Source organism: Clostridium zeae, from assembly GCF_017312485.1.
In the GTDB taxonomy this organism is placed as follows: Bacteria; Bacillota; Clostridia; order Clostridiales; family Clostridiaceae; genus Clostridium_AR; species Clostridium_AR zeae.
In genome coordinates this window covers 910,625-934,019 of sequence record NZ_BMBA01000002.1, presented here as the reverse complement: position 1 = coordinate 934,019, position 23,395 = coordinate 910,625, and the positions used below count along the sequence as shown (strand labels likewise).

The following is a 23,395-nucleotide window of genomic DNA, read 5'->3' as shown; positions in this document are numbered from 1 at the left end:
TTAAACTATTCATTTATATTAGTGCTCATTTGTAAAAGTGAATTCTAATGGGCTTTTGTCCACTAACCTTGGATAAGTATATTTAGGGTATCCTACCATAACAGCACCTGTTACTTTTTTGTTTTTAGGAATACTAAATAATTCAAATAATGGACAATTATCCTTCATAACAATTCTTTCAAACATTCCAGCCCAGCATGAACCCAATCCTAGTGTTGGTGCATAAAGCTCTAAATATGTTAATGAAAAAATAGAATTTTCCCTTCCTCTTGGAAAATCTGAATCAGAAATTGCTAAGATGAGGCTAGGGGCACCTCTCAATATAGTATCCATGCCTTTCTCACGATAAGGTTTTGTAAATTCACTTGATAAACTTGCTTTTTCAAATTCTTCAATTACAAATTTAACCGCTTTATCAAGGAGGTTTCGATCGTCAATTATAAAATAGGATATGCCTTGCAAGTTATGTCCACTAGGAGCGTAATGCGCGATATTAACAAGATCTATTAATTTTTCTCTTGGAACAGGGGTTGGCTTATAGGAACGAATAGCACGTCTTGAGCGAATAAAGTTCTCTGCTTCTTCAGGACTCAATTTAGGGAAGTTTTTTGAGCTGGCTTGATTTGAGAGCGGAGCTTTTATGTTGTCCATAGCTTCCCTTGGACAAACGGCTACACAATGACCGCAGGCAATACAATTTTCAGGACAAACTTCTTCAGGGCCATTTTTCCCGAGTCTAAATACCTGTTCAGGACATTCATTTACGCAAAGTCCACATTTAATACATTTTTCTCGATTTACAGTTGTTAAATTCATTTTTACTCTCCTTTATTGTCTAGTATGATGTATAATTTTAGAATAAGATTTTTTATATTAAAGAGTAGATTTATCGAATTAATTGAATGTAATTTTATATAATCATTATAGAATTACATTGTCATATTAAACAGATGCTAAATTATCATAGGATAAATAATCATAGGATAATTTTCTTAAGTTTATTACTAATTAAATAATAAGCATATGCTAGAAATAGCACCGTGCAGCTTGCAATCATGATTCCAATAGCACCAAATTGATGATATACATTAGTACTTATCAAGGAGCCAAGAGATCCACCTAAGTAGTAACCAACCATATAAAGTGAATTCAATCTGCTATGATTTTGAGGATTAAGCTTGTAAATTCGACCTTGGTTTAAAGACATATTCATTCTTGAACCAACATCTAAAGTAAAGGTTACAATAACGAGAATTATAAATTTTGACCAGCCTATACCAAGGACTAAAAAAGATACAAACATAATAGCTAGAGCAAATATATTCCATAAACTTACTTTTTTACTATTAGAAAGTTTTCCTGTAAAACCAGCAGCTAATGCACCTGCTATACCCAAAAAGCCGAATATTCCAACCATGGCGCTGCCATAATTATATGGATAACTTTCTAAAATAAGAGAAAGTGAGACCCAGAAAATATTGAAGGCACAAAAGGCTGCAGCACCAAATACTATAGTTTCCCTTAATACCTTTTCTTTTTTTAGTAATGGAGGTAGAGAGAATATTATATTTTTATATGAATTTTCTTTTTCTACATTATCTTTTGGAAGTACATAGAATAAATATACTGCAAAGACTAATAAGACAATTGCAGCAGTTTCGTGAACTGCTTTCCAACCTAATAACTGGCCCATAACTCCTCCAAACATTCTGCCTAATAGCACTCCGAGAAATACTCCAGTTAGCAAGTGACCAACAATCACACCTCTTCTTTCAGAAGAAATATTTGAGGAAACAAACGGGATTATAAGTTGTGCTGAAACACTAAAAAGTCCCATTAGAAATCCTATAACTACTATTAAATTAAATGTAGGAACTAAAGTCATTAGATGTAATAATATTGAGGAACAAACTATACTTAATATGATAAGCAGTCTTCTGCTATACCTATCTCCTAATGGAACAATAAATAATAATCCTACTGTATAACCAGCCTGTATTGCTGTAATAAGCATACCAGATGATGAAATAGGCACTGAAAAATAATTGGAAATACTAGATAATAAAACTTGATCATAATAAAGATTAGCTACTACAATTGAACATATAATTGTGAGCACTATTAATAATTTTCCTGAGAAATTTTTTGCATTCGCATCTTTATTCATTTTACATCTTCCTTTCTAGAAACTATAAAGATAGTGTATAATTAAAGCATTATTTTAAATAGAACCCAGGTTATCCTATGATAATTAATACTAGCTTTAAACCTAACACAATCATCATTAATAGTTAATAATAAATAGGGGAGATAATGATGGATAAGAACAAAGAACTTGGATTGTTTTTAAAGAAGAAAAGATCAACCTTGAGGCCTGAACAATTTGGATTAAAATCCGAAAAAAGAAGAAGAGTTGAAGGGCTGAAGAGAGAGGAAGTTGCTGATTTAGCGGGAGTAAGTATTGACTGGTATGTTCGCATTGAGCAAGGACAAGACGTTAATCCATCAGTAGATGTGTTACTTGCACTAAGCAAGGTGTTACAGTTAAATACTGAAGAAAAGAGATATTTATTCAACCTGTCCGAAAAAAAGATGCCGATTGAAGAGTATACTTCTATAAACATATCGGATACCTTGCAAAAATTTCTAGATAATCAAAATCCTAATATAGCTTATGTTACTGATAGCAAATTGACAATAATTGGTTGGAATAAAGCAGCTTTAAAAGTTTACGGCAATTATGAGGAAATGAGTGAAAAAGAAAGAAACTCTGTTTGGAGATCCTTTAATGATGATTCTATGAAGAAATTATTAGATAATTGGGAGGGGCATTCCAAGCTACGTGTTGAACAACTAAGAGCAAATTACAGCTACTATGAAAATGATAGTAAGATAAATGAGATTATTAATGAATTGGATGCTAAAAATCCTCTCTTCAATGAGTGGTGGAGTAATCAGGGCATTATGGGAACTCCAGAAGGTCAGAAGCTTCTTCACCATCCTATAGTGGGAAATTTATATTTAAGTTACATTTCATTTAAATCCACTGATATAGAAGGAGCAAGTGTTACTATACAAATGCCTGTAGATGATGAGACAAGGACTAAGTTGCAACAACTTATATCGTTATAAATAACAATTTTTAAAGTTTGTTATGGAGTGAGAGTTTATGGATTATATGCATCATAAAATATTGGAGTATTTAAAATCTAATGCTAGAATAAAAGCATCAGCAATAAGTGTTATGATAGTGGAAGTAAATAAATTTTATACAAATCGCAAAAGCTGGTTTAAATAAAGGGAGAGAGATTTATGGAGAATTTAGGGTTTTATAATGGGAAATATGATTTAATTGAGAACATGAGTATACCAATGAATGACCGTGTATGTTATTTTGGTGATGGCGTATATGATGCTACATATAGTAGAAATCATAAGATATTTGCATTAGATGAGCATATTGATAGATTTTTTAATAGTGCAGAGCTTATTTCTATTAAAATTCCTTATACGAAGGATGAATTTAAAAATTTGCTGCAAGAGATGGTTAAAAAAGTAGACTCAGGAGAACAATTTGTATATTGGCAGGTTACAAGAGGAACTGGTATGCGTAATCATGCTTTTCTTGGAGATGAAGTAAATGCAAATGTTTGGATACTTCTAACTCCACGTACTATTAAGGATATGTCAAAGAAAGTAAAACTAATTACTCTAGAAGATACTAGATTCTTACATTGTAATATTAAGACTTTAAATCTATTACCAAATGTCATAGCAGCACAGAAAACTGAGGAGGCAGGTTGTGATGAAGCTATATTCCATAGAGGAGATAGAGTGACAGAATGTGCTCATAGCAATGTTTCGATAATAAAAAATGGTGTTTTTAAAACAGCACCAACAGATAATTTGATTTTGCCAGGTATAGCAAGGGCACACATAATAAAGATGTGCGAAATCTTTAATATACCTGTAGACGAAACTCCTTTTACTGTAACGGAACTAATGGAAGCAGATGAAGTTATAGTCACAAGCTCAGGGCAGTTTTGCATGAGTGCTTGTGAAATAGACGGGGTTACAGTAGGTGGAAAGGCTTCAGATATAGTCTTAAAATTGCAGGCAGCATTACTTGAAGAGTTTTTTGTGGAGACAAAAGAAGGATAAAAGTAGGATGCATTAAGCAAAAAGAGTTAAGCTTATATTACACGGTTTTAAATATATATAGTCTTATATAGAATAAAGTGAGAGCTATCTAACAAAAGAAGGCTCTCACTTTATTATTTTTACGATTATTTGAGATTTAATAGAAACTAGTTATAGAGATTATAGGGTGACTTAGCAATAAAATGATATAATTGTAAATATTATACTTGGACAAATAAGAGCACAAAAAGTCGGGTAAAGGATTTTTATAGATTATATAATTAAATGGAGGTAAAGAATTTGGAAATAATTAAATGCCTTAACAATGCAATAGAATATATAGAGGATAACTTGACTGAGACTATTGAGGTTGATGAAGTAGCAAAGTCTGCTTTTACATCACGTTATCATTTTCAGAGAATGTTTTATGCATTAACAGGGTTTACTTTAGCAGAATACATTAGAAATCGCAGACTTACTCTTGCAGGTGAAGAATTATCTTCTAAGGACGTAAAGATTATTGACTTGGCCATTAAATATGGCTATGAAAGTCCTGATGCCTTTACTAAGGCTTTTCAAAGAGTACATGGAGTAACACCTTCAAAGATAAAGAAAGGGAATGTAAGACTCAAGGCGTTTCCAAAGCTCTCATTTCAAATATCAATTAAAGGAGAGAGTGAAATTAATTATAGAATAGTTAATAGAGATAAGTTTAAAGTTTTTGGGGTGGATTTTTTAACAAGTACTGTAAACGATGCCTTGTTCAGAGAGATTCCAGAATTTTGCGATAGAATTTGGGAAGATGGAACACATCTTAAAATTAATGAACTTCTTGGGTTTAATAGAATGCATATGCTTTATGGAATTCATTATGATTTCAAAGATGATGGCAGTAGAAGATTTATGATGGGATGGGAGGTTCCTGAAACATACACGGCTATGGAATATGAAATATTGGACATACCAGCGTGTACCTGGGTCGTATTTGAAGGTAAAGGAATAATACCGCAAAATCTTGTCATACATGATGTATGGAGACGCATATATTCAGAATGGTTTCCTTCATCAGGTTTTGAACAAATAGAAGGCCCTTGCATAGAAAAGCACTTTTGGGATGATGATTACTATGAAAAATATACATGTGAAGTATGGATTCCTGTAAAAAGAAAAGAATAAATTGTTTTGTAGAAAGGGGGGAAATGTAATGGCAAAAAACAAGAGAGGTAGAGGTATCAAAAAAATTCTTAATTGGAGAGGAACTTGCCCTGTTTGTAAAAGAGGTGGAGTTAAGCTTCTTTGGGATAAAGTTACTGATAATGGAACTATAAAAGTTTGTAAGATTTGTGGAAATAAATAATTTGAATTTTAAAGTTAAAAGGCACAGCTATAAAATGGCTTAGCTGTGATTAATGAATGTAGGCTAAGGATCATTAGAGAACAAAAAAATTATATTATAGCCAGATGAAGGAAAGGTGTACCATGAGAGATTATATTATAAGAAATTACTGTAGTGAAGATGCTGAGAAAATTGGTTGCTTTGATAAGATAGCAGAACTTGCATATCTTTATAAAGGAGACATGAAAGCTGAGAATATATTCTGTGCAGTAAATTCAAGGAACGAAATTTTAGGAGTAGGGGATTTAGAACCTCATATATCTTGGACTAATATAGATAACAACTGTCAAGAGGCTGACTATATCTATAGATTATGTGTAAATATAAGAATGAATTCAGCTTATGAAGTTCGGAGTGATGTATGTTCTTCTTTAATTGATGCTTTATTTACTAGAGCTAAAGAAATAAAAAAGAACTATCCAGAAAAAAAAGTTAGAGTGATAAAATATATTTCCTCGGAAAGCAATGAAGAGATGAACTTTTATATTTCGAAAGGGTTCGTTGCATATAGAAATTCCTTAGTGATGAAACGTGATTTATCAGAAGAAATAGAGGAATGTCATATGAGCTCTGATTTTAAAATAGTTAATTGGAAGATGGAAACAGATGAAGAGGTAAAATACTATGTGCAAACTGATGTAAAATGTAATGATGGAGCTGCTTGGAACTTTGATACAGTAAGTTGGATGAGGTACTCACCTGAATGGGCAACTTTTGCTGCATTTTCAGGAAATGAGTTCTTAGGAGGGGTAATGACTTACGTAATAGAAGAGGAAAGAAGCGCAACAGAAAATATATTTGTTTTGCCTGAGTGGAGAAGAAAGGGTGTGGCTAAAGCTTTTATAACAGAAGCTTTAAAGTACCTTAAAGAAAATGGAAAAACCATGGCTACCCTCTGTGCTGATGGTGATAATAAACCGGCCATCAATTTGTACAAGTCCTTAGGTTATAGAATGCATTCAGTTAATATAGAATTTGGATATGATGTTTAAAGGTTTTACGATAAATAATAGTTCTTATGGAGGAGCAGCTATAGATTTACTTTAATTAAATCTATGGCTGCTCAAATAATTGTATGTTAGACTATTTTATTTATTGTTATACATACGGTCATAATAATGTTTATAGTCACCGGAAGTAACATTTTCTATCCATTGTCTATTGGCTAAATACCACTGAATAGTCTTAACGATACCAACTTCAAAAGCAGTCTCAGGATACCATCCTAAATCTTCTTTTATCTTATCTGGAGCTATACCGTATCTTCTATCATGACCTTTTCTGTCTTCTACATATTTTATTAGGCCTTCTGTTATAGTGTTATCAAGATTTTCATTTATATAGGATATGACAGTTTTGACTATTTGTATGTTAGTTCTTTCATTATGCCCACCAACATTATACACTTCGCCGATTCTTCCGTTTTTAATAACCATATCTATAGCCTTACAATGATCTTCTACATAAAGCCAATCTCTTATATTAAGGCCATCACCATAAACAGGTAAATCCTTATGGTTTAAACAGTTGTTAATAAGTAGTGGTATTAATTTTTCTGGGAAGTGGTATGGTCCGTAGTTATTCGAGCATCTTGTTATAGTCACAGGCATATTGTAAGTATCAAAATAAGCTTTAACCATAAAGTCAGCTCCAGCCTTACTTGATGAATATGGACTGTGAGGATCAAGTGGAGTTGTTTCCATGAAGTAACCTGTTTCTCCAAGTGAACCGTATACCTCATCAGTAGATACTTGATGATATCTTACTCCTTCCTTCCATCCATTTTCTCTTTCCCATGCAGTTTTAGCGCAGTTTAGTAGATTTACTGTCCCTAAAACATTAGTCTCTGCAAAAATTTCTGGTTCTTTTATGCTTCTATCAACATGTGACTCAGCTGCAAAGTTAACAACATAATCTATATCATATTTTTCAAAAAGTGATGTAACGAACTCCTTATCGCAAATATCTCCTTGAACAAATTTATGATTAGGATTTTCTTGAACGTCCTTTAGGTTTTCAAGATTGCCAGCATAAGTTAGTTTATCTAAATTAATAATTGTTATATCATTATATTTTTTGAGCATGTAAAGAACGAAGTTTGAACCTATAAATCCAGCTCCTCCTGTTACTAAATAAGTTTTCATAATAAGTTTTCTCCTCTCAATATATCTATTTAAAAAGTTATCCGGATAAAATTTTTCGGAATTAATATAAGCCTAATCTAAAAATACTTTGATATTACTTTTGGCATACAAATATCCCAGCGTATTTTGATACTTTAAATATTCCTGTCTTTTCAACCTTTGCTTTAACATATTTATCAAACTCATCATATCTTCCAGCTAGTATCTCATGCTGATTTCCGTGACAAGATAATATATAATCCAATAATGGCTTGTATTGATTTATAATTAATTTATCTTCATAGATAAGTTTCTCCATACTAGGAAAGTAATTTATAAGCTGAGCTTCTCCATTTTCTAAGCCAAAGATCTCTTCCAAATGCACTTCAGATAAAGATATCCTGCTATCAAAGCTTTTTGTAAGAGTTTCAATCTCTTTCATATGCTTTAACCCATATGTGCTGCAATAAAAGCATCCATCTTTTTTTAATACTCTTTTTATCTCTGAAAAAGCCTGGTTTCTATCCTTAACATAAAAAATCATATGATTTGCCACTATCTTATCAAAACTTTCATCTTCATAGGGTAAGTTAACACAATCTACAATATGAAACTTAAGCTTAGCTTTTAAGTCTCTAAGATTTTCTTTACTATCATTAAGCATTCCATGGGAAATGTCGGATAATATTATTTCTGAGTTATCAGGAATTTTGTCCTGAGACTTTTTCCAAAGCTGCCCATCGCCACAACCTATCTCAAGAACTTTATCTTTCTCAGAAACACCTATTTTATCAAATATCCATTTGAACCAACCATATTCATTTATACTAAACTTATCATGAAGATTTATTCTTACTTTTAAGTTTCTAGAATCCTTATATTGGGTTGATAAATCCTTCTCCATATTTGTAACGTGTATGATGTCAACTATCTTACTCCAATCAGGATCATCTTCTTCAACAACCTTTTTTGCCTCGATAATTGATTTTTCTATAAGCTCCAGATGGTTGATTTTATTTCTTACCATTTCTAGCTGTAAATCTAGTGAATTTTTTAAACTACCAATCTCTGAAGAATCTGTAATAACTAAAGCAGCAATATCCTCTAAGGAAAAACCTAAGTATTTTAAGGTTAATATTACTTGAAGCTTTGCAAAATCTTCATCAGTGTATAGCCTATATCCAGCTTCACTTAAGCTTGATGGCTTCAATAGTCCTTTGTTATCATAAAATCTTATAGTTCTTATGGTGACTCCTGCCTTTTTAGCAAATTCACCTGCTGTGTAAAAATGTTTATCTCTCATAATATTTATCACCCAACTTAATTATAAGCGGTTACCTTAGGTAAGGGTCAATAGTTTAATTTTTATGTTAACCTATTATTTTGAGTGAAAATTTTTTATAACTTAGATAATATGAAAAAATTTAAAAACATTAGATAACAAAGGAACTTATAAGAAAGAATAAATATATAATAAAAACAATATTGACAGTAAAAATTATTTTGAATATAATTAGAATGAACATTCGGTCTAGGATTTATATATGAGATTCTAATATGGAGGAAGCTTATGTTTGAGAATTATAATAAAGTAGAAGCGGCTGTTTTAGAGACAACACTACGACTATTGAGTGAAAAAGAGTTGCAAGCTACATCTATGTCTCTTATTTCTAAAGAGTCAGGGATATCAACTGGAAGCATATATCATTATTTTGATAGCAAAGAGGCTATTATAAATGAACTTTATAAAGGAATGGTTAGATTTCATTCTGAGCAAGTATTAAAAGGTTTTTCTTCAAAAGAATCACTTAGGGATAGTTTTCAGCTAATTTGGAAAAACTTTATACAATTTGGAATAAAATATTCAAAGGCTTTTCAAGTTATTGAACAGTATTCATTTTCACCGTATATTACTGAAGAGGCGAAAAAAGAAATATATGAATCAGTTTGGTGCACAGAAGCTGCAAAACTTTATTCTAAAGCTATGGAGCAAAAAATATTTATTGAATTTAACCCTAAATTGATGGTTCAAATGCATTATGGATCTATGGTTTACTTATTAAAATCATATTTTCAAGGAAGCACTGAACTTACAGATAAGGTTGTTCAAACTGCTATTAATGCCTGTTGGAATGCTGCACTTAAGGTTGAAAGCAACTTATAAATTCCATCAGAAATCTAGGAGACTTAGAAAAATTAAATTCTTAAAACCTCTAGTCTCCTTTATTTTAGAATTTTAAATAAACTTATTAGAATGAACGTTCAATTCAAGAAATGATGAAAAATATAAATTTAATTATGAAGTGGTTCATCTATATGAAGAATGTGGGAGGAGTAATAATGAATACAAGTGAAATAAAAAATTGGCATAAGGAAACTATTGGGCAAAAGGTAGTAGCTTCATTAATAAAGAATGATTTTGAGGCTTTATATGTATCGACTATGGAGGAAGCTTCTGATTACATTATGAAACAGGTAACACCAGAAACAACAGTAGGTTTCCCAGGATCAATGACCATATATAATATGGGGATTCAAGCTAAAGCTAAGGCACTTGGAGCAGAAGTATTAGATCATGGTGTTCCAGACCTAACATTAGAAGAAAGAGTAGAAATAGCCAAAAAAGAAATGCTAAGTGATTTGTATCTTTGTAGCAGTAATGCTATTACCTTAGATGGGATACTAGTAAATGTGGATGCTTGGGGAAATAGAATTGCAGCTATGAATTTTGGTCCTAAGAAAGTAATAATTGTAGTAAGTGTAGACAAAGTGTGCAAAGATGAAGTAACAGCTTTCGAAAGATTGAAAACTACAGCAGCACCTATGAATAATGTTAGAATTGGCACCGAAAATGCATGCACAAAAATAGGTTCCTGTGTAAACTGCCAAGTGAAAAATAGAATTTGTAGAACTTATTCTGTAATGAGAAAAAAGCCAGGTATGAGTGATATCACCGTAGTTGTTGTAGGAGAAAATGGTGGATTTTAATTAAGTGATGGATGGCGGTTTTCTTTCTTAAAAATAAGAATAAATATTGACAATGAGTATACCTAAAAATATAATTATTGGTAATATATGAAAATAATGAAAGAGAAAGTAGCTGTTATGGAAGAGAAGATTTTATGTATTCTGGCTCAATATGACGAAGAAACGCAGCAAAAGTTAAGAGATATTCAACAAGTCTTACTTGAAAATGGGTTTGTAGGACGACAAACAGCGGATGTCCCTTATCACATGACCCTTGGAACATTTAAACTATCTGAAGAGGAAATGCTTAGAGAAAAAGTAAAGGTTGTATGTAAGGATTTTGAAGGTTTTGATATAAGATTAAATAATATTGGATTGTTTGGACTTGATGTGTTATTTATAGCACCTTTAGTCAATTACGACCTTTTAAATTTGCAGAAGCTTTTCAGTGATGACAATGAGTGGACAGCCCACACAACACTATTAATTGATGATCATGAAATTGTCCATAAAGCATTACCTTTGGTAGCTGAGAAGTTTAAAAGTTTTGTGGGTAGAGTAGAGTCTATCAGTTTATATGAGTTTTGGCCAACTCGTTTAATTTTAAAAGAAAATCTTAAAACATCTTAAAACATCAATAGTATTAACAAAGAGGTAAAAGAAATAAGTTCTTTTACCTCTTTTCATTTTGTAAACTAAAGATAAAAAATAATTTAATAAAAATGTAAGATTATTTTAATCTGAATTTAATCTACATTGTACACAATGATTAATGTAGAAATGCTTGCATTTTAAATTTGGTAAAGAGTTGAAAAACTTTTTAAATATATATAGATGATGGAGGTTTGACAATATGAAAAAGAAAAATATTGCAATGCTAACTAGTTTGGCATTAGGAGGTAGTTTACTACTTGGAACAGCTTTTGTAAATGCATCACAATTGTCAGGTTATGAAACATATAAAGGAGCTGTTATGGGTACTAAAAACTTGAAAAATGAAACAGCTACTCTAAAGGTTTCAATAACTGATAATGGAACTACTCTTGCGGATTTAACTGAAAACTTGAAACAAAATCAAGGAGCTAATGCAATGAGTAGCATCACTACAATAAAAATAGGAAGCACTACTAAAACTATTAGTAATTACCTACAAGACGGAAAGCGTGTACAAAAGTCAAGTGATAGCAATGATTACCTAGTTTCAAGTACTGGAAATAAAAAATTCGAGAAGAAAGATAAAACTGAAAATCCTCAGGTAGTACAGGGAGTAGGGGTAATAATTGATACTCTTGTAGGAAGCATGAAGGATGGAGTAACTGCAAGTGACAATGGGGATGGGACAAAAAAGGTTACGATACAATTGAATGATAGTCAAGTGACTCCATTGGTAAATGCATTAGCCTCAATTGCTATGGCAAAGGATAATAATGAATTTGCAGACAAAAATGAAAAAGCTGACATGAAGAATCTTAAAAACGTACTTCCACAGCTTCAAAGTGATGTAAAGGTAGTAAGTGTTGATTCTACGGCTGATATTAGTAAGAATGATACAATTGCAGACCAAACTGCTAAGATTGTTATCTCAGGAAAAGATGCAGCTGGAAAAGTTCATACTATTGAAATTAACGCTAATATGCAACTTTCAAAAATAAATAGCACTACTCCGGATAAAGTAGATTTAACTGGCAAGCAAGTTAAGACTATGGAAAATAAGTTTAGAGAAGATTAAAAAATAAATTAAATACGAGAGATTGAGAACCTCTATGGAACTCAATCTTTCACATAACTGTTTGTTGAAGGAGAAATATATGGAGAAGGTTTTAGAAGTAAGTGGCTTAACCAAAATCTATAACAATGGCAGAGGTGTAAAAAACATTAGCTTCCAAGTGGCTAAAGGAGAAATATTTGGGTTTCTTGGTCCAAATGGAGCTGGTAAAACAACAGTAATGAAGTCAATTGTTGGATTAAATAATTTTCAAAGTGGAGAAGTCAAAATAATGGGCTTCGACCTAAAAAATCAGTTTGAAGAAGCCTTAAAAGCAGTTGGCTCAATAATTGAAACAGCTGATGCCTATGAATATATGTCTGCATATAACAATTTAAAAATAATAGGAAGATTTTATGGTGGTATAAAGGAAACAGATATTGATAACATTCTTGAAGTAGTCAAACTTAAAGAGCATAAAAATGAAAAAGTTAGTAAGTTTTCATTAGGAATGAAACAAAGATTGTCTCTAGCCATGGCGCTTTTATCTGAACCTGATTTAGTTATATTGGATGAACCTACAAACGGCCTTGATATAGAAGGAACAGTTCAAATGAGGAACATGATAATAGAACTTGCTAAAGAAAAAAATATGACATTTTTTATTTCAAGTCATTTAATTCATGAAGTACAGCTTATGTGTGATAGAGTAGCTATAATTCATAATGGGGAGCTTATAAATAATGGAGTTTCAATGAAAGATATAAAAGAAAAATATAAAAATCTAGAAGATTTTTATATGAATGTAGTTAATGGGAGGGATAAAGATGAGTAATATAGGAGCAAATATAATTAATGAAATTCAGAAGCTTTTTTTAAAAAAGAGAACTGTGATATTTTTAATTGCTACTGCATTAATCAGTTTTTTGTCAGCTTTCTTTATCTCGTCAATTCAATCAAAATTAGTATTTATATCATTGACTGTTGAAAGCTTCCCCTTGATAATTTTAAGTGTTATTACAAATGCATTTATTCCTTTATTCATTTTTATGCTGGCAGCAGAAGTTTTTTCAGGTGAAACTGCAGACAAAACTATGAAATTAGTTCTCACTAGGCCAATTAGCAGATTTAAGATATTCCTTTCCAAAAATATTGCTATTGCTGTATTTGTAGCTATAAACTTAGTTGCAGTTTTATTTGTAACATTATTGGCGGTAGCTGTATTTAGATTTAGTAGTTTAGGTAATGTGCTACATATAATATTCAGCTATATTATAGATATAGTACCTGCATTAGTATTAGTGACTTTTGCTTCTTGTCTTGTTCAATTTTTTAAAAGTAGCAATGGCGCACTTATTAGCTGTATTCTAACTTTTATTGGTATTAAAGTATTAGCAATATTTATTAAGGGCTTTAACAACTCTATTTTCACAACTTATTTGAACTGGTATACACAGTGGTCTACTGGTGGATCAAAGCTTTTAACTCATATAAATTTGTTGTTTATGCTAGTTGCATACGGAATAATATTTTTTACTTTTGGATTTTATTTATTTGACAAAAAAGAATTTTAGAAATTAGAAGGAGTTAGAAATGGTAGAAGCGATAGTAAACTGGGCAATTTTTGTTTTGGGAAAACTAGGATATTTTGGTGTATTCTCATTGATGGCATTAGAAAGTGCATGTATCCCTATCCCAAGTGAAGCAATTTTACCTTTTGGGGGATATTTGGCATCATCCGCTTATAATGGACAGAGATTAAATCTTATCTTGGTTATATTGATTGGTACTTTAGGTGGAACCTTCGGATCAGTTGTTATGTATTATATAGCAGCTAAAGGGGGAAGACCATTAGTTGAAAAGTATGCTGAAAAATTAAGATTGTCAAAGGCTCATCTTGAAATGAGTGATAGATATTTTGAGAAGTATGGAGACAAAATAGCTTTTTTCTCAAGATTACTTCCGATAATAAGGACATTTATATCATTGCCAGCGGGAATAAGTAAGATGAATTTTAAAAAATTTGTTGCGTATACCTTCCTAGGATCATTGATTTGGAGCATATTACTTGGATATGCTGGCTTTGCAATGGGAGAAAACTGGACTAAAATCCGTTCGTTACTTCATTTTGCAGATTATATTGTTGTGGCGGCTGTAATTGTGGGAATAGGTTATGTTTTCATTAAGAAAAGAAAAAAAGCTCTTGAAGAGAGTTAATAAATTGATTTCTTAAAAGCTCTTTTGTAAATTAAGATACAAGTTATCTAGTTAGAAAAGGTATAAAATATAAATTTAATTCTGTTACCCTAAGAGTCTACTAGTTGGATTCTAAGGGTTTTTACTTTTTTATAGAGCTAAAATTCTAATTCTAATCTAAATTTAATGTTATTCTTAGATTGTTTTAATATTAAAAGGATAATATTAAAATATGTTATTAATCAATTTCACATCATAAGAATTACTTTACAGATTATGATTTCGATATTCAGCCATAAGTGGAATGAGGCGATTATATGTATTTAAACATTTTGAAAAGAATAAATGTTTTTGATAATTATGTTTTGTTATCAGTAAAAAAATACTTACAAAACAAATATTTAGATAGAGTAATGACTTTAATAACTAGTATGGGAAATTTAGGTGCCATTTGGGTTGTTATAGCTTTAGCTTTAATTTTAAATAAGGATTACACAATAATTGGAGATACAGTGATACTAACATTAATTATAAGTACAATTATTGGAGAAGGATTAGTAAAACACATAGTAAAACGTATTAGACCATGTAATTTTTACAAAAATATAAATATGCTGATAGCTAGACCGGATTCTTATTCTTTTCCATCAGGCCATACTTTATCTTCTTTTGCTGTCGCAGAAGTGTTATCAACATATTTTAGTGAGTATAAATTGCTATTCATTGGAATTGCATTTTTGATTGCATTATCAAGGATATATTTATATGTTCATTATCCGACTGATGTCATAGCTGGAATTATAATTGGAACATTATGTTGCAAATTAGTATTTGTTATATTAAATGAAGTTGATTTTTCTAATGTATCTGGATTTATACAAAGTTTAATATAGAAGGGAATAATTAAAAATGAATATGGATTTTTTTAGATTAATAAACAATTTAGCATATAAAAACGTAGTTATAGATAAAATAATGATCTTCTTTTCAAAGGATGTACCTTATGTTTTTATGGCAATAACTGCAATAGTATTCTTCATAGGAATTATACATAAAAAAGATGAGTATAGAAAAATTGCCTTTAATACTTTCCTTATTACATTAATTAATTTAATAATTAGTTTTATAATTGGAAATATATATTACGTTAATAGACCTTTTGTTAATAATAAAGTGAATTTATTATTTCCGCATACATCAGATGCATCTTTTCCAAGTGACCATGCCACAGGAACAATGAGCATAGCATTAGGACTTAGAATCTACAATAAACTTCTTAGTATTGTATTAATGCTGCTTTCATTAATAGTAGGGTTCTCTAGAATATATGTAGGGCATCACTATCCTTTAGATATTATTGGCGCATACATTATTGTTGCTGTAACAGGACATATTTATGATTTAAAATTAAGAGATAAAGTTAATAATTTATATGATCTAGTGGAGAAAAAGATAGTACACAAATTAGGGTTCGACAAAATATATAATATATAGTAATAATACTACGGAAATTATAGAAAAATAGTAGCTAATCCATTTATAATGGAGCTACTATTTTTTGAGTTTATCTATAAAATCATGCCTTCCAGCTACACACAGTTTCTTCAAAGAGATCTATTAAAATGAATAGACAAAAGCCTAATAGACTTAATATTATGATTCCTGCATACATTTCGTTATAGTCAATTCTGCTCCATGCATCTAATATATAATATCCCATACCATATTGAGTTCCATAACCTTCGGCAAAAAATAAAATAGATAGTGCAGTGCCTATTGAAAGTCGTACACTGGTAAGCAATTCTGGCAAAATTGCTGGTAAGGTTATATGCGTGAATATTTGAAGCTTTGAAGCCCCAAGACTTCTTAAGGGGTTATAGGTTTCTGATGGAATGTTCAGAACTGAATCCCTAACTGCTACAATAATCTGAAATACAAGTATCAACACAATAATAAATATCTTTGATAAATCCCCTAGGCCAAATAGCAGCATTACTACTGGAAGTAGTGCTGTTTTTGGAATTGGATAAGTAAAGTAAACCAGTGGATTTAATATTTTATTCCACACACTTGAGTAGGCCATAAGGAGACCAATTAAAATGCCTATAAATAAGGATATGCAGAGGCCATATCCAACCCTGTATAGACTGACTAAAACATGTATATAAAGCTTTTCGCTGAATATACTGCCAATGTTAAGATATATATCAGTAGGCTTTGGAAGTACCCTCATATGAATTACGCTAGCAAGAAGGTACCACAGAAGATTAAATAGCACAAAGCCTTGGACAAATAGCTTAAGTTTCTTTAATGCTTTCATATTTTCCATCCTTTTTTTATTATAGTTCTAAGATATGAAGATAATTTTAGATATTCTTCATTTTCTCTTAAATTTTCAGTATTAAATAAAGGATTATCTATTATTTTAACTATGGTACCAGGACAGTGTGACATAATTACAATCTTTTTTCCCATATAGATAGCCTCTTCAATGCTATGAGTAACAAATATGGTAGTTGTTTTATACTGATTCCACATATCAATGAAAAGCTCCTGTGCTTCTTCTCTTGTTAATGCATCTAAGGCAGAGAAAGGTTCGTCCATTAATAGTAAATCAGGGTTCATGATAAAGGCTCTAGCTATAGCAACTCTTTGCTTCTGACCTCCACTGAGCTCGTTTGGATATCTGTTCCTTAAGGAATAAATATCTAATTTATTTTGGATATAATCAATTCTTTCATTAATGGAAGAATCTATGACTTTACCTTTTATCTTTAGAGCCAAGGTGCAATTTTTCTGAACATTTTTCCAAGGAAGAAGTCCAAAGTTTTGAGGTATAAAGCCAATATTATGTTTTTTTGGAGACAGTTCTTCACCATTTAGATTTACTTCACCTTGATAATCCTTTATTATTCCGCTTAGTACATTAAGTAAAGTAGATTTGCCACAGCCTGAGGGACCAATAACCGCATATATGTCTCCAGGGGCGATTTCTATGCTGACAGAACCAAGAGCTGTTACTAAATTGTTCTGAGATTTATAACTTACTGAAAGATTATTTATATCTAACATAGGAGGCCTCCGTAAAATTATTTAATTCCTATATCATTCATTACATCTTTAGGGGTTAAAGTCTTTTTAACAAGTCCATTTTTTACAGTCCAATCAATAACTGATTGAACATCAGCTTCCTTAGGTAAAGCATTTTTTCTAAATTTAGGTAAGTTAAGCTTGCCCTTCATATCAGCTGGATAACCAACGGATTTTATGATGATATCTTCATATTCTGAAACTGGTGTGCTGTTCAAGTAATCTACAGCATCATTGTAAGCTTTGTAAAATGCTTTAATTTCTGAACTCTTAGAATCAATTGCTTTTTGTGTAAAAGCTGTTACTGAAGAGTAAACATTGATACCACTAGCACTTCCAAGAAGGATTCCGCCATCTTTTAAAGCAAGTGAAGCAAAAGGCTCTGGAAGAAGAGCTGCATCAACATTAGCGTTTCTAAGCATTTCAAGTCTTGTAGGTATAGCAGGAACTATAGATTTTTTTACATCTTTAGGATCTATTGAATTTTTTTCTAATATTTTATCTAGAGAGTACTCTATGGAAGTCTTTTCAGAGATTGCTACACTTTTGCCCTTAAGATCATTTACTGATTTTATTCCTGATTTTGAGCTTGCTATAAGCATAAAATCACCATTTGTAACGCCTGTTATCTTTACGTCGAAATTAGCATTTTGATAAAGAGATATTGCTATTTCATCACAAATAACTCCATCTAAGTTTCCAGCTTGAAATGCTGCGTCCCTATCTTTTGAATTTTTGAAGGTTTGTAGGTTAACTTCTACACCTTCCTTTTTGAAAAATCCTTTTTCATTACCTATTACAAGTACGGCAGCATCTACAGAAGACATTGCTCCAAAATTTAAAGCTTGTTTAGAAGCTGTAGGAGCTGCCTCTTTTACAGGCGAGCAAGCTGCTAAGGATAGAGTTAAAGCAGAAGCTGTTATAATAGCTAGTAGTTTTTTTAGTTTAGTCATTTTTGTGGTCCTCCCATTTTTCAAATAATATATTTTCTATAGATAGAGAATCTAAAATCTTTCCGACTACAAAGTTAATTAAATCATCCATGCTTTGAGGCTTATGATAAAAGCCTGGTACAGCTGGTAGAATAGTAACTCCAAGCCTAGAAAGCTTTAGCATATTTTCTAGATGTATTGCATTCAATGGTGTTTCTCTAGGAACTATAATAAGTTTTCTATTTTCCTTTAAAGAAACATCCGCAGCTCTGCATAATAAATTCTTAGCTAGGCCCATGCTGATTTCTGATAAAGTTCCCATGGAGCAAGGAAGTATAATCATAGCATCAAATTTATAAGAGCCACTAGCAACTCCGGAAAATAGGTTGTTTATATCTTCAAGCTTCACATGCTCATACTTTTCTTTCAAACCTATGAACCATTCGTCAAGATTAATGGAAGTTTCGTATTTCATAACCTTTTTGCCATTATCAGTACAGATTATGTGTACAAAGATTTCTTTTTTTAAAAGCTCTTCAATTAATCTTATCGCATATATACTTCCACTGGCTCCTGTTATTCCAACAACAATTTTTTTCATATGTAAGCTCCTTTGTACATTTTATTTTTTTTCAAATATATATTTTAGGTTTTTATTTAAGAATACCGTTGAAAATGATGGGGCACTATGGACATACTATTATGAGCGAGCTATTAGAATTAAATGATTTTCGCAGATGAAATAGCGTTAAGAAACTGTATTTGTCCGAACGTAGTGAGTTTATACAGTTTTAGGTATTTCATAGGAGAAAATCATATTAATTCTTTGCAATGCTCATCTAAGTATCGGAAGAGTGACACAGCATTTTCAACACAGTACATTAACATAGCCTAATTGTTATATAAGCGCATCAATAACTCCGCATATTAAAAATGTAATGCTGATTATCTGATTTATGCCATATGAAGCTATTTTCACATTGGTTAAATTATTCGGCGAAACCATCTTATGTTCAGCGATGAACAAAATAGATATAATTGCAAGTCCAATGTAGTAGATAAATCCTAATTGACTACTTAAAATTCCCACTATAACTAATAAGCATAAGGTTATACCGTGAAAGAGAGTAGATATATGCAGAGCATTTCTTACTCCAAATCTTGCAGGTATTGAATGTATTCCATTAGCCGTATCAAAATCATAATCCTGTGCTCCGTATATTATATCGAAGCCTGCAACCCATAGGGTGTTAGCTGCTCCCATAAAAAGAGGCAGCCAAGAAATTTTTCCTGTTATTGCAAGCCAAGCTCCTACAGGTGCTGCTGCTGAGGTGATTCCTAAAACCAAGTGACAGGCCCAAGTAAAACGCTTTGTATAGGAGTAAATAACCATTAAAAATAATGCTATTGGTGATAGAATTAAGCACAATGGATTTAGCATTGCTGCAGAGATAACCATTAATAAGAAGCATCCTACAACAAATAATATTACTTCCTTCTTTTTCATTAAACCTTGTGGTAACTGTCTTGTAGCTGTTCTTGGGTTTTTAGCGTCTATTTCAGCATCAATAACTCTATTGATAGCATTTGCTCCAGTTCTTGCACCCATAAAGGCAAGTAGTATCCAAAATATCTTGTAAGGAGAAGGAAGTCCGTTACTAGCCAATAGCATAGAAATAAGTGCAAAAGATAAAGAAAAAATTGTGTGTGAAAACATAACTAGTATGCCATAGTCATGAATCTTTTCTAATGCTTTATTCAATATCATATTCAGCCCATCTCCTTGAAACAAGATCTTTTACATCATCAGACATTTCAATATCGTCAGGCCATTCTCTGCTATGACCTTCACTTGGCCATTTTTTAGTTGCATCAATACCCATTCTGTGTCCGTAATGAGGTAGATCAGATGCATGATCTAGCGCATCTAGAGGTCCTTCTGATATTACAACATCTCTTTTTGCATCAATATTATTAAATACCTTCCAGGCTACAGTAGATATATCCTGTGGGCTTACATTTTCATCAACAACAATTATCATTTTTGTATACATCATTTGACCTATGCCCCAAAGTGAGTTCATTATCTTTTTAGCGTGGCCAGGGTAACGCTTCTTAATGGAAACTATCACGCAGTTATGAAAAACTCCTTCAAGTGGAAAGTTAAAATCAATTATTTCAGGGTACTGCATCTTTAGTAAAGGTAAGAAAATTCTTTCCGTAGCTTTCCCCATATAGCAGTCTTCCATAGGTGGCTTACCTACTACAGTAGCAGGATATACAGCATTCTTTTTATGTGTTATACAAGTTACATGGAATACAGGGTAGTAATCAGCAAGAGAATAATATCCTGTATGGTCACCAAAAGGTCCTTCAAGTTTTAACTCTTCGTTAACATCAACATAGCCTTCTATAATAAATTCAGCATCTGCGGGAACATATATATCATTAGTTATAGATTTAACAAGTTTAACTGGAGCTTTTCTTAAAAATCCTGCAAACATCATCTCATCAATGCTTTTTGGAAGTGGAGCAGTGGCAGAGTAAGTGATTGCTGGATCACATCCAAGAGCTACAGATACAGGCATCTTACCGCCCAAAGTCTTATACTTTTCATAAATTTCTCTGCCATCTTTATGTAAATGCCAGTGCATACCTGTTGAGTTTTTATCATAAACTTGGAGTCTGTACATTCCTGTGTTTTGAATTCCTGTTTCAGGGTCTTTTGTCATAACAAGTGGAAGGGTTATAAATCTTCCTCCATCTCCTGGCCAGCACTTTAATATTGGAAGTGTTGATAGATCAGGATCATGTTCTATAACTTCTTGGCAAGAGCCCTTAGTAGGCAATTTTATAGGGAATACAGTTGCCATTCTCGTAAGTCTTGGAAGAGATTTTATTTTTTTCATTAGCCCAAGATAATTAGACATATCTATAAACTCTTCTATGTCATTTCCTATATCATCGAGTTTTTCAACGCCTAGAGACATACTCATTCTTTCATAAGTTCCCATCGCGTTAATAAGAACTGGATATTTAGAATCTTTAACATTTTCAAATAAAAGAGCAGGACCATATTTTTTGGATACTCTATCAGTTATTTCAGTTATCTCAAGATCTGAATCAACTTCAGTTTTTACTCTTTTTAGCATGCCTTTTTCATCTAAATGTTTAATAAAATCTTGTAAATCTTTATAAGCCATAAGTTTTCTCCTTTTGTAAAAGTTTTTAAGTTTAAGGTATTAATATTTAAGTATATTGCGGTTGAATTTTTTTCAAAACCTTATCTAGGCTTTCAACCATAGAATTAATATCTTCCTTTGTAATAACTAGGGGAGGCTGGAAAGCTAACACATCTCTATTCAAGCCATTTTTTCCAATTAAGAAACCATGATCTTTCATCTCTTCCAAAATAATATCTGTAATTTCAGCAGAGTTTACTTTATTACTTGGAGCTTTAATTTGTATACCAACCATTAGTCCAGCGCCTCTAACTTCATCTATAAAAGGAGAAGAAAGCTCCTTTAATTTCTCTTTTAAACAAGCCCCTAATTCCATTGATTTTTGTACTAAGTTGTTTTTCTCAATATAAGCTAATACGCTTAATGCAGTTTGAGCAGCCACTGGATTACCTCCAAAAGTAGATGCTGAAGGCCTATTAAAGGATTTTGCTATCTCTTCTGTTGTTGAAAAAGTGGAGATAGGAATTCCGTTACCAAGTGCCTTAGCAGTGACTATAATGTCAGGAACTACATCGTAATGCTCTACGCAGAACATTTTACCTGTTCTTCCATAGCCAGTTTGGACTTCATCGCAAATAAGCAATACATTATGTGAATGAAGCAGTGATTGTACTTTCTTCAGATAATCTATTGGGTACATTATTATTCCACCATTGCCTTGAAGAGGTTCTAATATCATTGCACATATATCGTTACCATGTTCTTTTAAAACGGCTTCAAGTTGAAGCAAAGAGCTTTCCATTGCCTCTTGATAAGAGCTTTCTTTAGAGTATGGTCTTTCAATGAAAAAAACACTATCATTAACTAAATTATCATCTAATCTCCACATTGGTATACCTGTAACACTTAAAGTTAAGTGAGTTCTTCCATGAAGTCCACCATTTAGAGCAATAAATTTAGTTTTTTTAGTGTGTAGTCTTGCAAGGGCCATAGCACCTTCATTTGCCTCAGAACCAGTAACACAGAAGAAGGTTCTTTTGATATCCCCAGGAAGTATTTCAGACAGTTTTTCAGCAAGTTCCACCATAGGTTGAGTTAAATATAGTGTGGTTGTATGCTGAACTTTATTAAGCTGTTCAATAGTATCCTTAAGAATATCTGGATTCGAGTGACCACAGTTCATAACTGATACTCCAGCAAAAAAATCAACATATCTCTTATTTTCATGATCAAAAAGATATTGCATTGACCCCGAAACTATTTGAGGTGGTCTTTGGTAAAAGTGAGCAGTTGCCGGGTAAAAATAAGCTTTTCTCTTGGATAATATATTATCAGGACCTATATAATTCATATTCTAGTTCACTCCTTTAGATTGAATTAAAGTAATTTATAAAGATGAAACACTTCAATCCGTAATCTATTTTCAAAACTCCTTTTGGTTCTGAGAGGAGAATTTGAAAATATAAATTTAATTATGAAGTGGTTCATCTATATACTTGTTCTAAATTTACAGTATATAGTAATTTTAGTGCAAGTATAAATTAGTAATTAACACTGTATGGATATATAGAGTTCCTAACTCAACTATTAATTTATACATGTCCTAAAATCCCCAGAAGCCGGGATTTTCGAACAAGTATAAATTAAGTTTCGATATAGAAACT

25 protein-coding genes and 1 pseudogene are annotated in these 23,395 nt (G+C 31.8%); 15 read left to right on the top strand and 11 right to left on the bottom strand.

The features are described from left to right. Nucleotides 1-18: 18 nt before the first annotated feature. Nucleotides 19-816, bottom strand: coding sequence for a nitroreductase family protein (locus J3477_RS13610; protein ID WP_206870487.1), 798 nt, complete (start codon nt 814-816; stop codon nt 19-21). Between the two features lie 160 nt (nt 817-976). Continuing rightward, entirely contained in the window at nt 977-2,167 is a 1,191-nt protein-coding gene (locus J3477_RS13605; RefSeq protein WP_206870486.1) for an MFS transporter, read from the bottom strand. Nucleotides 2,168-2,316: 149 nt separating this feature from the next. Here J3477_RS13605 and J3477_RS13600 point away from each other — a divergent pair, with 149 nt between their 5' ends. The 6 genes from J3477_RS13600 to J3477_RS13580 all read left to right on the top strand — a co-directional run bounded on the left by J3477_RS13600 (nt 2,317) and on the right by J3477_RS13580 (nt 6,528). Continuing rightward, the gene (locus J3477_RS13600) at nt 2,317-3,132 is read left to right on the top strand and encodes a helix-turn-helix transcriptional regulator (protein ID WP_228731277.1); all 816 of its coding nucleotides are present in this window, start codon (nt 2,317-2,319) and stop codon (nt 3,130-3,132) included. 37 nt (nt 3,133-3,169) lie between these two features. Beyond that, nucleotides 3,170-3,298 carry a hypothetical protein gene (locus J3477_RS26305; RefSeq protein WP_284691996.1) on the top strand — a complete coding sequence of 43 codons (129 nt, stop codon included), beginning with the start codon at nt 3,170-3,172 and terminating at the stop codon, nt 3,296-3,298. Nucleotides 3,299-3,312: 14 nt separating this feature from the next. Further along, nucleotides 3,313-4,161 carry a D-amino acid aminotransferase gene (locus J3477_RS13595; RefSeq protein WP_206870484.1) on the top strand — a complete coding sequence of 283 codons (849 nt, stop codon included), beginning with the start codon at nt 3,313-3,315 and terminating at the stop codon, nt 4,159-4,161. Nucleotides 4,162-4,440: 279 nt separating this feature from the next. Then, nucleotides 4,441-5,316 (top strand): AraC family transcriptional regulator, encoded by an 876-nt coding sequence (locus J3477_RS13590; RefSeq protein ID WP_206870483.1) that lies wholly within the window; start codon nt 4,441-4,443, stop codon nt 5,314-5,316. Nucleotides 5,317-5,344: 28 nt separating this feature from the next. Further along, nucleotides 5,345-5,497: a PIN domain-containing protein gene (locus J3477_RS13585; protein WP_206870482.1), complete on the top strand. Its 153-nt coding sequence runs from the start codon at nt 5,345-5,347 to the stop codon at nt 5,495-5,497. A gap of 122 nt (nt 5,498-5,619) precedes the next feature. Then, a complete protein-coding gene (locus tag J3477_RS13580) occupies nt 5,620-6,528 on the top strand; it encodes a GNAT family N-acetyltransferase (protein ID WP_206870481.1) in 909 nt (302 codons plus the stop codon). Between the two features lie 96 nt (nt 6,529-6,624). Here J3477_RS13580 and rfbB read toward each other — a convergent pair whose 3' ends face one another. Both rfbB and J3477_RS13570 read right to left on the bottom strand, forming a co-directional pair. Beyond that, nucleotides 6,625-7,680, bottom strand: a complete 1,056-nt coding sequence (gene rfbB / locus J3477_RS13575) for a dTDP-glucose 4,6-dehydratase (protein WP_206870480.1) — start codon at nt 7,678-7,680, stop codon at nt 6,625-6,627. A gap of 94 nt (nt 7,681-7,774) precedes the next feature. Beyond that, the gene (locus tag J3477_RS13570; RefSeq protein WP_206870479.1) at nt 7,775-8,962 is read right to left on the bottom strand and encodes a MerR family transcriptional regulator; all 1,188 of its coding nucleotides are present in this window, start codon (nt 8,960-8,962) and stop codon (nt 7,775-7,777) included. Nucleotides 8,963-9,229: 267 nt separating this feature from the next. Between J3477_RS13570 and J3477_RS13565 the strand changes: the two genes are divergently transcribed. The 9 genes from J3477_RS13565 to J3477_RS13525 all read left to right on the top strand — a co-directional run bounded on the left by J3477_RS13565 (nt 9,230) and on the right by J3477_RS13525 (nt 16,021). Then, nucleotides 9,230-9,823: a TetR/AcrR family transcriptional regulator gene (locus J3477_RS13565; RefSeq protein ID WP_206870478.1), complete on the top strand. Its 594-nt coding sequence runs from the start codon at nt 9,230-9,232 to the stop codon at nt 9,821-9,823. Nucleotides 9,824-9,999: 176 nt separating this feature from the next. Further along, entirely contained in the window at nt 10,000-10,647 is a 648-nt protein-coding gene (locus J3477_RS13560; RefSeq protein WP_206870477.1) for a lactate utilization protein, read from the top strand. Between the two features lie 117 nt (nt 10,648-10,764). After that, nucleotides 10,765-11,256 carry a 2'-5' RNA ligase family protein gene (locus J3477_RS13555; RefSeq protein WP_206870476.1) on the top strand — a complete coding sequence of 164 codons (492 nt, stop codon included), beginning with the start codon at nt 10,765-10,767 and terminating at the stop codon, nt 11,254-11,256. A gap of 223 nt (nt 11,257-11,479) precedes the next feature. Further along, nucleotides 11,480-12,355: a hypothetical protein gene (locus tag J3477_RS13550; RefSeq protein ID WP_206870475.1), complete on the top strand. Its 876-nt coding sequence runs from the start codon at nt 11,480-11,482 to the stop codon at nt 12,353-12,355. A gap of 79 nt (nt 12,356-12,434) precedes the next feature. Then, nucleotides 12,435-13,166, top strand: coding sequence for an ABC transporter ATP-binding protein (locus J3477_RS13545; RefSeq protein ID WP_206870474.1), 732 nt, complete (start codon nt 12,435-12,437; stop codon nt 13,164-13,166). Then, nucleotides 13,159-13,905 (top strand): ABC transporter permease, encoded by a 747-nt coding sequence (locus J3477_RS13540; RefSeq protein ID WP_206870473.1) that lies wholly within the window; start codon nt 13,159-13,161, stop codon nt 13,903-13,905. Before J3477_RS13545 ends, J3477_RS13540 begins: the two co-directional genes overlap by 8 nt. Nucleotides 13,906-13,924: 19 nt before the next feature. Continuing rightward, nucleotides 13,925-14,548 (top strand): DedA family protein, encoded by a 624-nt coding sequence (locus J3477_RS13535; RefSeq protein ID WP_206870472.1) that lies wholly within the window; start codon nt 13,925-13,927, stop codon nt 14,546-14,548. 296 nt (nt 14,549-14,844) lie between these two features. Further along, the gene (locus J3477_RS13530) at nt 14,845-15,420 is read left to right on the top strand and encodes a phosphatase PAP2 family protein (protein WP_206870471.1); all 576 of its coding nucleotides are present in this window, start codon (nt 14,845-14,847) and stop codon (nt 15,418-15,420) included. Between the two features lie 16 nt (nt 15,421-15,436). Continuing rightward, nucleotides 15,437-16,021 carry an undecaprenyl-diphosphatase gene (locus tag J3477_RS13525; protein WP_206870470.1) on the top strand — a complete coding sequence of 195 codons (585 nt, stop codon included), beginning with the start codon at nt 15,437-15,439 and terminating at the stop codon, nt 16,019-16,021. Nucleotides 16,022-16,103: 82 nt separating this feature from the next. Here J3477_RS13525 and J3477_RS13520 read toward each other — a convergent pair whose 3' ends face one another. From J3477_RS13520 to J3477_RS13490, 7 genes and pseudogenes are all read right to left on the bottom strand, one after another. Then, the gene (locus J3477_RS13520; protein WP_206870469.1) at nt 16,104-16,847 is read right to left on the bottom strand and encodes an ABC transporter permease; all 744 of its coding nucleotides are present in this window, start codon (nt 16,845-16,847) and stop codon (nt 16,104-16,106) included. After that, nucleotides 16,844-17,599, bottom strand: coding sequence for an ABC transporter ATP-binding protein (locus J3477_RS13515; RefSeq protein WP_206870468.1), 756 nt, complete (start codon nt 17,597-17,599; stop codon nt 16,844-16,846). Before J3477_RS13515 ends, J3477_RS13520 begins: the two co-directional genes overlap by 4 nt. Nucleotides 17,600-17,616: 17 nt before the next feature. Beyond that, nucleotides 17,617-18,570: an ABC transporter substrate-binding protein gene (locus J3477_RS13510; RefSeq protein WP_206870467.1), complete on the bottom strand. Its 954-nt coding sequence runs from the start codon at nt 18,568-18,570 to the stop codon at nt 17,617-17,619. Continuing rightward, nucleotides 18,563-19,153 (bottom strand): annotated as a pseudogene (locus J3477_RS13505) (UbiX family flavin prenyltransferase); the annotation flags it as partial. The gene J3477_RS13510 and the pseudogene J3477_RS13505, both read right to left, overlap by 8 nt. A 294-nt stretch (nt 19,154-19,447) precedes the next feature. After that, nucleotides 19,448-20,317: a UbiA-like polyprenyltransferase gene (locus J3477_RS13500; RefSeq protein WP_206870465.1), complete on the bottom strand. Its 870-nt coding sequence runs from the start codon at nt 20,315-20,317 to the stop codon at nt 19,448-19,450. Next, nucleotides 20,304-21,752, bottom strand: coding sequence for a menaquinone biosynthesis decarboxylase (locus J3477_RS13495; RefSeq protein ID WP_206870464.1), 1,449 nt, complete (start codon nt 21,750-21,752; stop codon nt 20,304-20,306). Before J3477_RS13495 ends, J3477_RS13500 begins: the two co-directional genes overlap by 14 nt. A gap of 46 nt (nt 21,753-21,798) precedes the next feature. After that, nucleotides 21,799-23,082, bottom strand: coding sequence for an aspartate aminotransferase family protein (locus J3477_RS13490; protein ID WP_206870463.1), 1,284 nt, complete (start codon nt 23,080-23,082; stop codon nt 21,799-21,801). Nucleotides 23,083-23,395 lie beyond the last annotated feature (313 nt).

What these genes read in the sequence shown, in the direction of transcription:
- J3477_RS13610 (WP_206870487.1), bottom strand. Translation starts at nt 816, where the DNA reads ATGAATTTAACAACTGTAAATCGAGAAAAATGTATTAAATGTGGACTT.
- J3477_RS13520 (WP_206870469.1), bottom strand. Translation starts at nt 16,847, where the DNA reads ATGAAAGCATTAAAGAAACTTAAGCTATTTGTCCAAGGCTTTGTGCTA.
- J3477_RS13515 (WP_206870468.1), bottom strand. Translation starts at nt 17,599, where the DNA reads ATGTTAGATATAAATAATCTTTCAGTAAGTTATAAATCTCAGAACAAT.
- J3477_RS13550 (WP_206870475.1), top strand. Translation starts at nt 11,480, where the DNA reads ATGAAAAAGAAAAATATTGCAATGCTAACTAGTTTGGCATTAGGAGGT.
- J3477_RS13565 (WP_206870478.1), top strand. Translation starts at nt 9,230, where the DNA reads ATGTTTGAGAATTATAATAAAGTAGAAGCGGCTGTTTTAGAGACAACA.
- J3477_RS26305 (WP_284691996.1), top strand. Translation starts at nt 3,170, where the DNA reads ATGGATTATATGCATCATAAAATATTGGAGTATTTAAAATCTAATGCT.
- J3477_RS13510 (WP_206870467.1), bottom strand. Translation starts at nt 18,570, where the DNA reads ATGACTAAACTAAAAAAACTACTAGCTATTATAACAGCTTCTGCTTTA.
- J3477_RS13585 (WP_206870482.1), top strand. Translation starts at nt 5,345, where the DNA reads ATGGCAAAAAACAAGAGAGGTAGAGGTATCAAAAAAATTCTTAATTGG.
- J3477_RS13595 (WP_206870484.1), top strand. Translation starts at nt 3,313, where the DNA reads ATGGAGAATTTAGGGTTTTATAATGGGAAATATGATTTAATTGAGAAC.
- J3477_RS13500 (WP_206870465.1), bottom strand. Translation starts at nt 20,317, where the DNA reads ATGATATTGAATAAAGCATTAGAAAAGATTCATGACTATGGCATACTA.
- J3477_RS13545 (WP_206870474.1), top strand. Translation starts at nt 12,435, where the DNA reads ATGGAGAAGGTTTTAGAAGTAAGTGGCTTAACCAAAATCTATAACAAT.
- rfbB (WP_206870480.1), bottom strand. Translation starts at nt 7,680, where the DNA reads ATGAAAACTTATTTAGTAACAGGAGGAGCTGGATTTATAGGTTCAAAC.
- J3477_RS13535 (WP_206870472.1), top strand. Translation starts at nt 13,925, where the DNA reads ATGGTAGAAGCGATAGTAAACTGGGCAATTTTTGTTTTGGGAAAACTA.
- J3477_RS13580 (WP_206870481.1), top strand. Translation starts at nt 5,620, where the DNA reads ATGAGAGATTATATTATAAGAAATTACTGTAGTGAAGATGCTGAGAAA.
- J3477_RS13605 (WP_206870486.1), bottom strand. Translation starts at nt 2,167, where the DNA reads ATGAATAAAGATGCGAATGCAAAAAATTTCTCAGGAAAATTATTAATA.
- J3477_RS13570 (WP_206870479.1), bottom strand. Translation starts at nt 8,962, where the DNA reads ATGAGAGATAAACATTTTTACACAGCAGGTGAATTTGCTAAAAAGGCA.
- J3477_RS13530 (WP_206870471.1), top strand. Translation starts at nt 14,845, where the DNA reads ATGTATTTAAACATTTTGAAAAGAATAAATGTTTTTGATAATTATGTT.
- J3477_RS13540 (WP_206870473.1), top strand. Translation starts at nt 13,159, where the DNA reads ATGAGTAATATAGGAGCAAATATAATTAATGAAATTCAGAAGCTTTTT.
- J3477_RS13490 (WP_206870463.1), bottom strand. Translation starts at nt 23,082, where the DNA reads ATGAATTATATAGGTCCTGATAATATATTATCCAAGAGAAAAGCTTAT.
- J3477_RS13600 (WP_228731277.1), top strand. Translation starts at nt 2,317, where the DNA reads ATGGATAAGAACAAAGAACTTGGATTGTTTTTAAAGAAGAAAAGATCA.
- J3477_RS13525 (WP_206870470.1), top strand. Translation starts at nt 15,437, where the DNA reads ATGAATATGGATTTTTTTAGATTAATAAACAATTTAGCATATAAAAAC.
- J3477_RS13555 (WP_206870476.1), top strand. Translation starts at nt 10,765, where the DNA reads ATGGAAGAGAAGATTTTATGTATTCTGGCTCAATATGACGAAGAAACG.
- J3477_RS13560 (WP_206870477.1), top strand. Translation starts at nt 10,000, where the DNA reads ATGAATACAAGTGAAATAAAAAATTGGCATAAGGAAACTATTGGGCAA.
- J3477_RS13495 (WP_206870464.1), bottom strand. Translation starts at nt 21,752, where the DNA reads ATGGCTTATAAAGATTTACAAGATTTTATTAAACATTTAGATGAAAAA.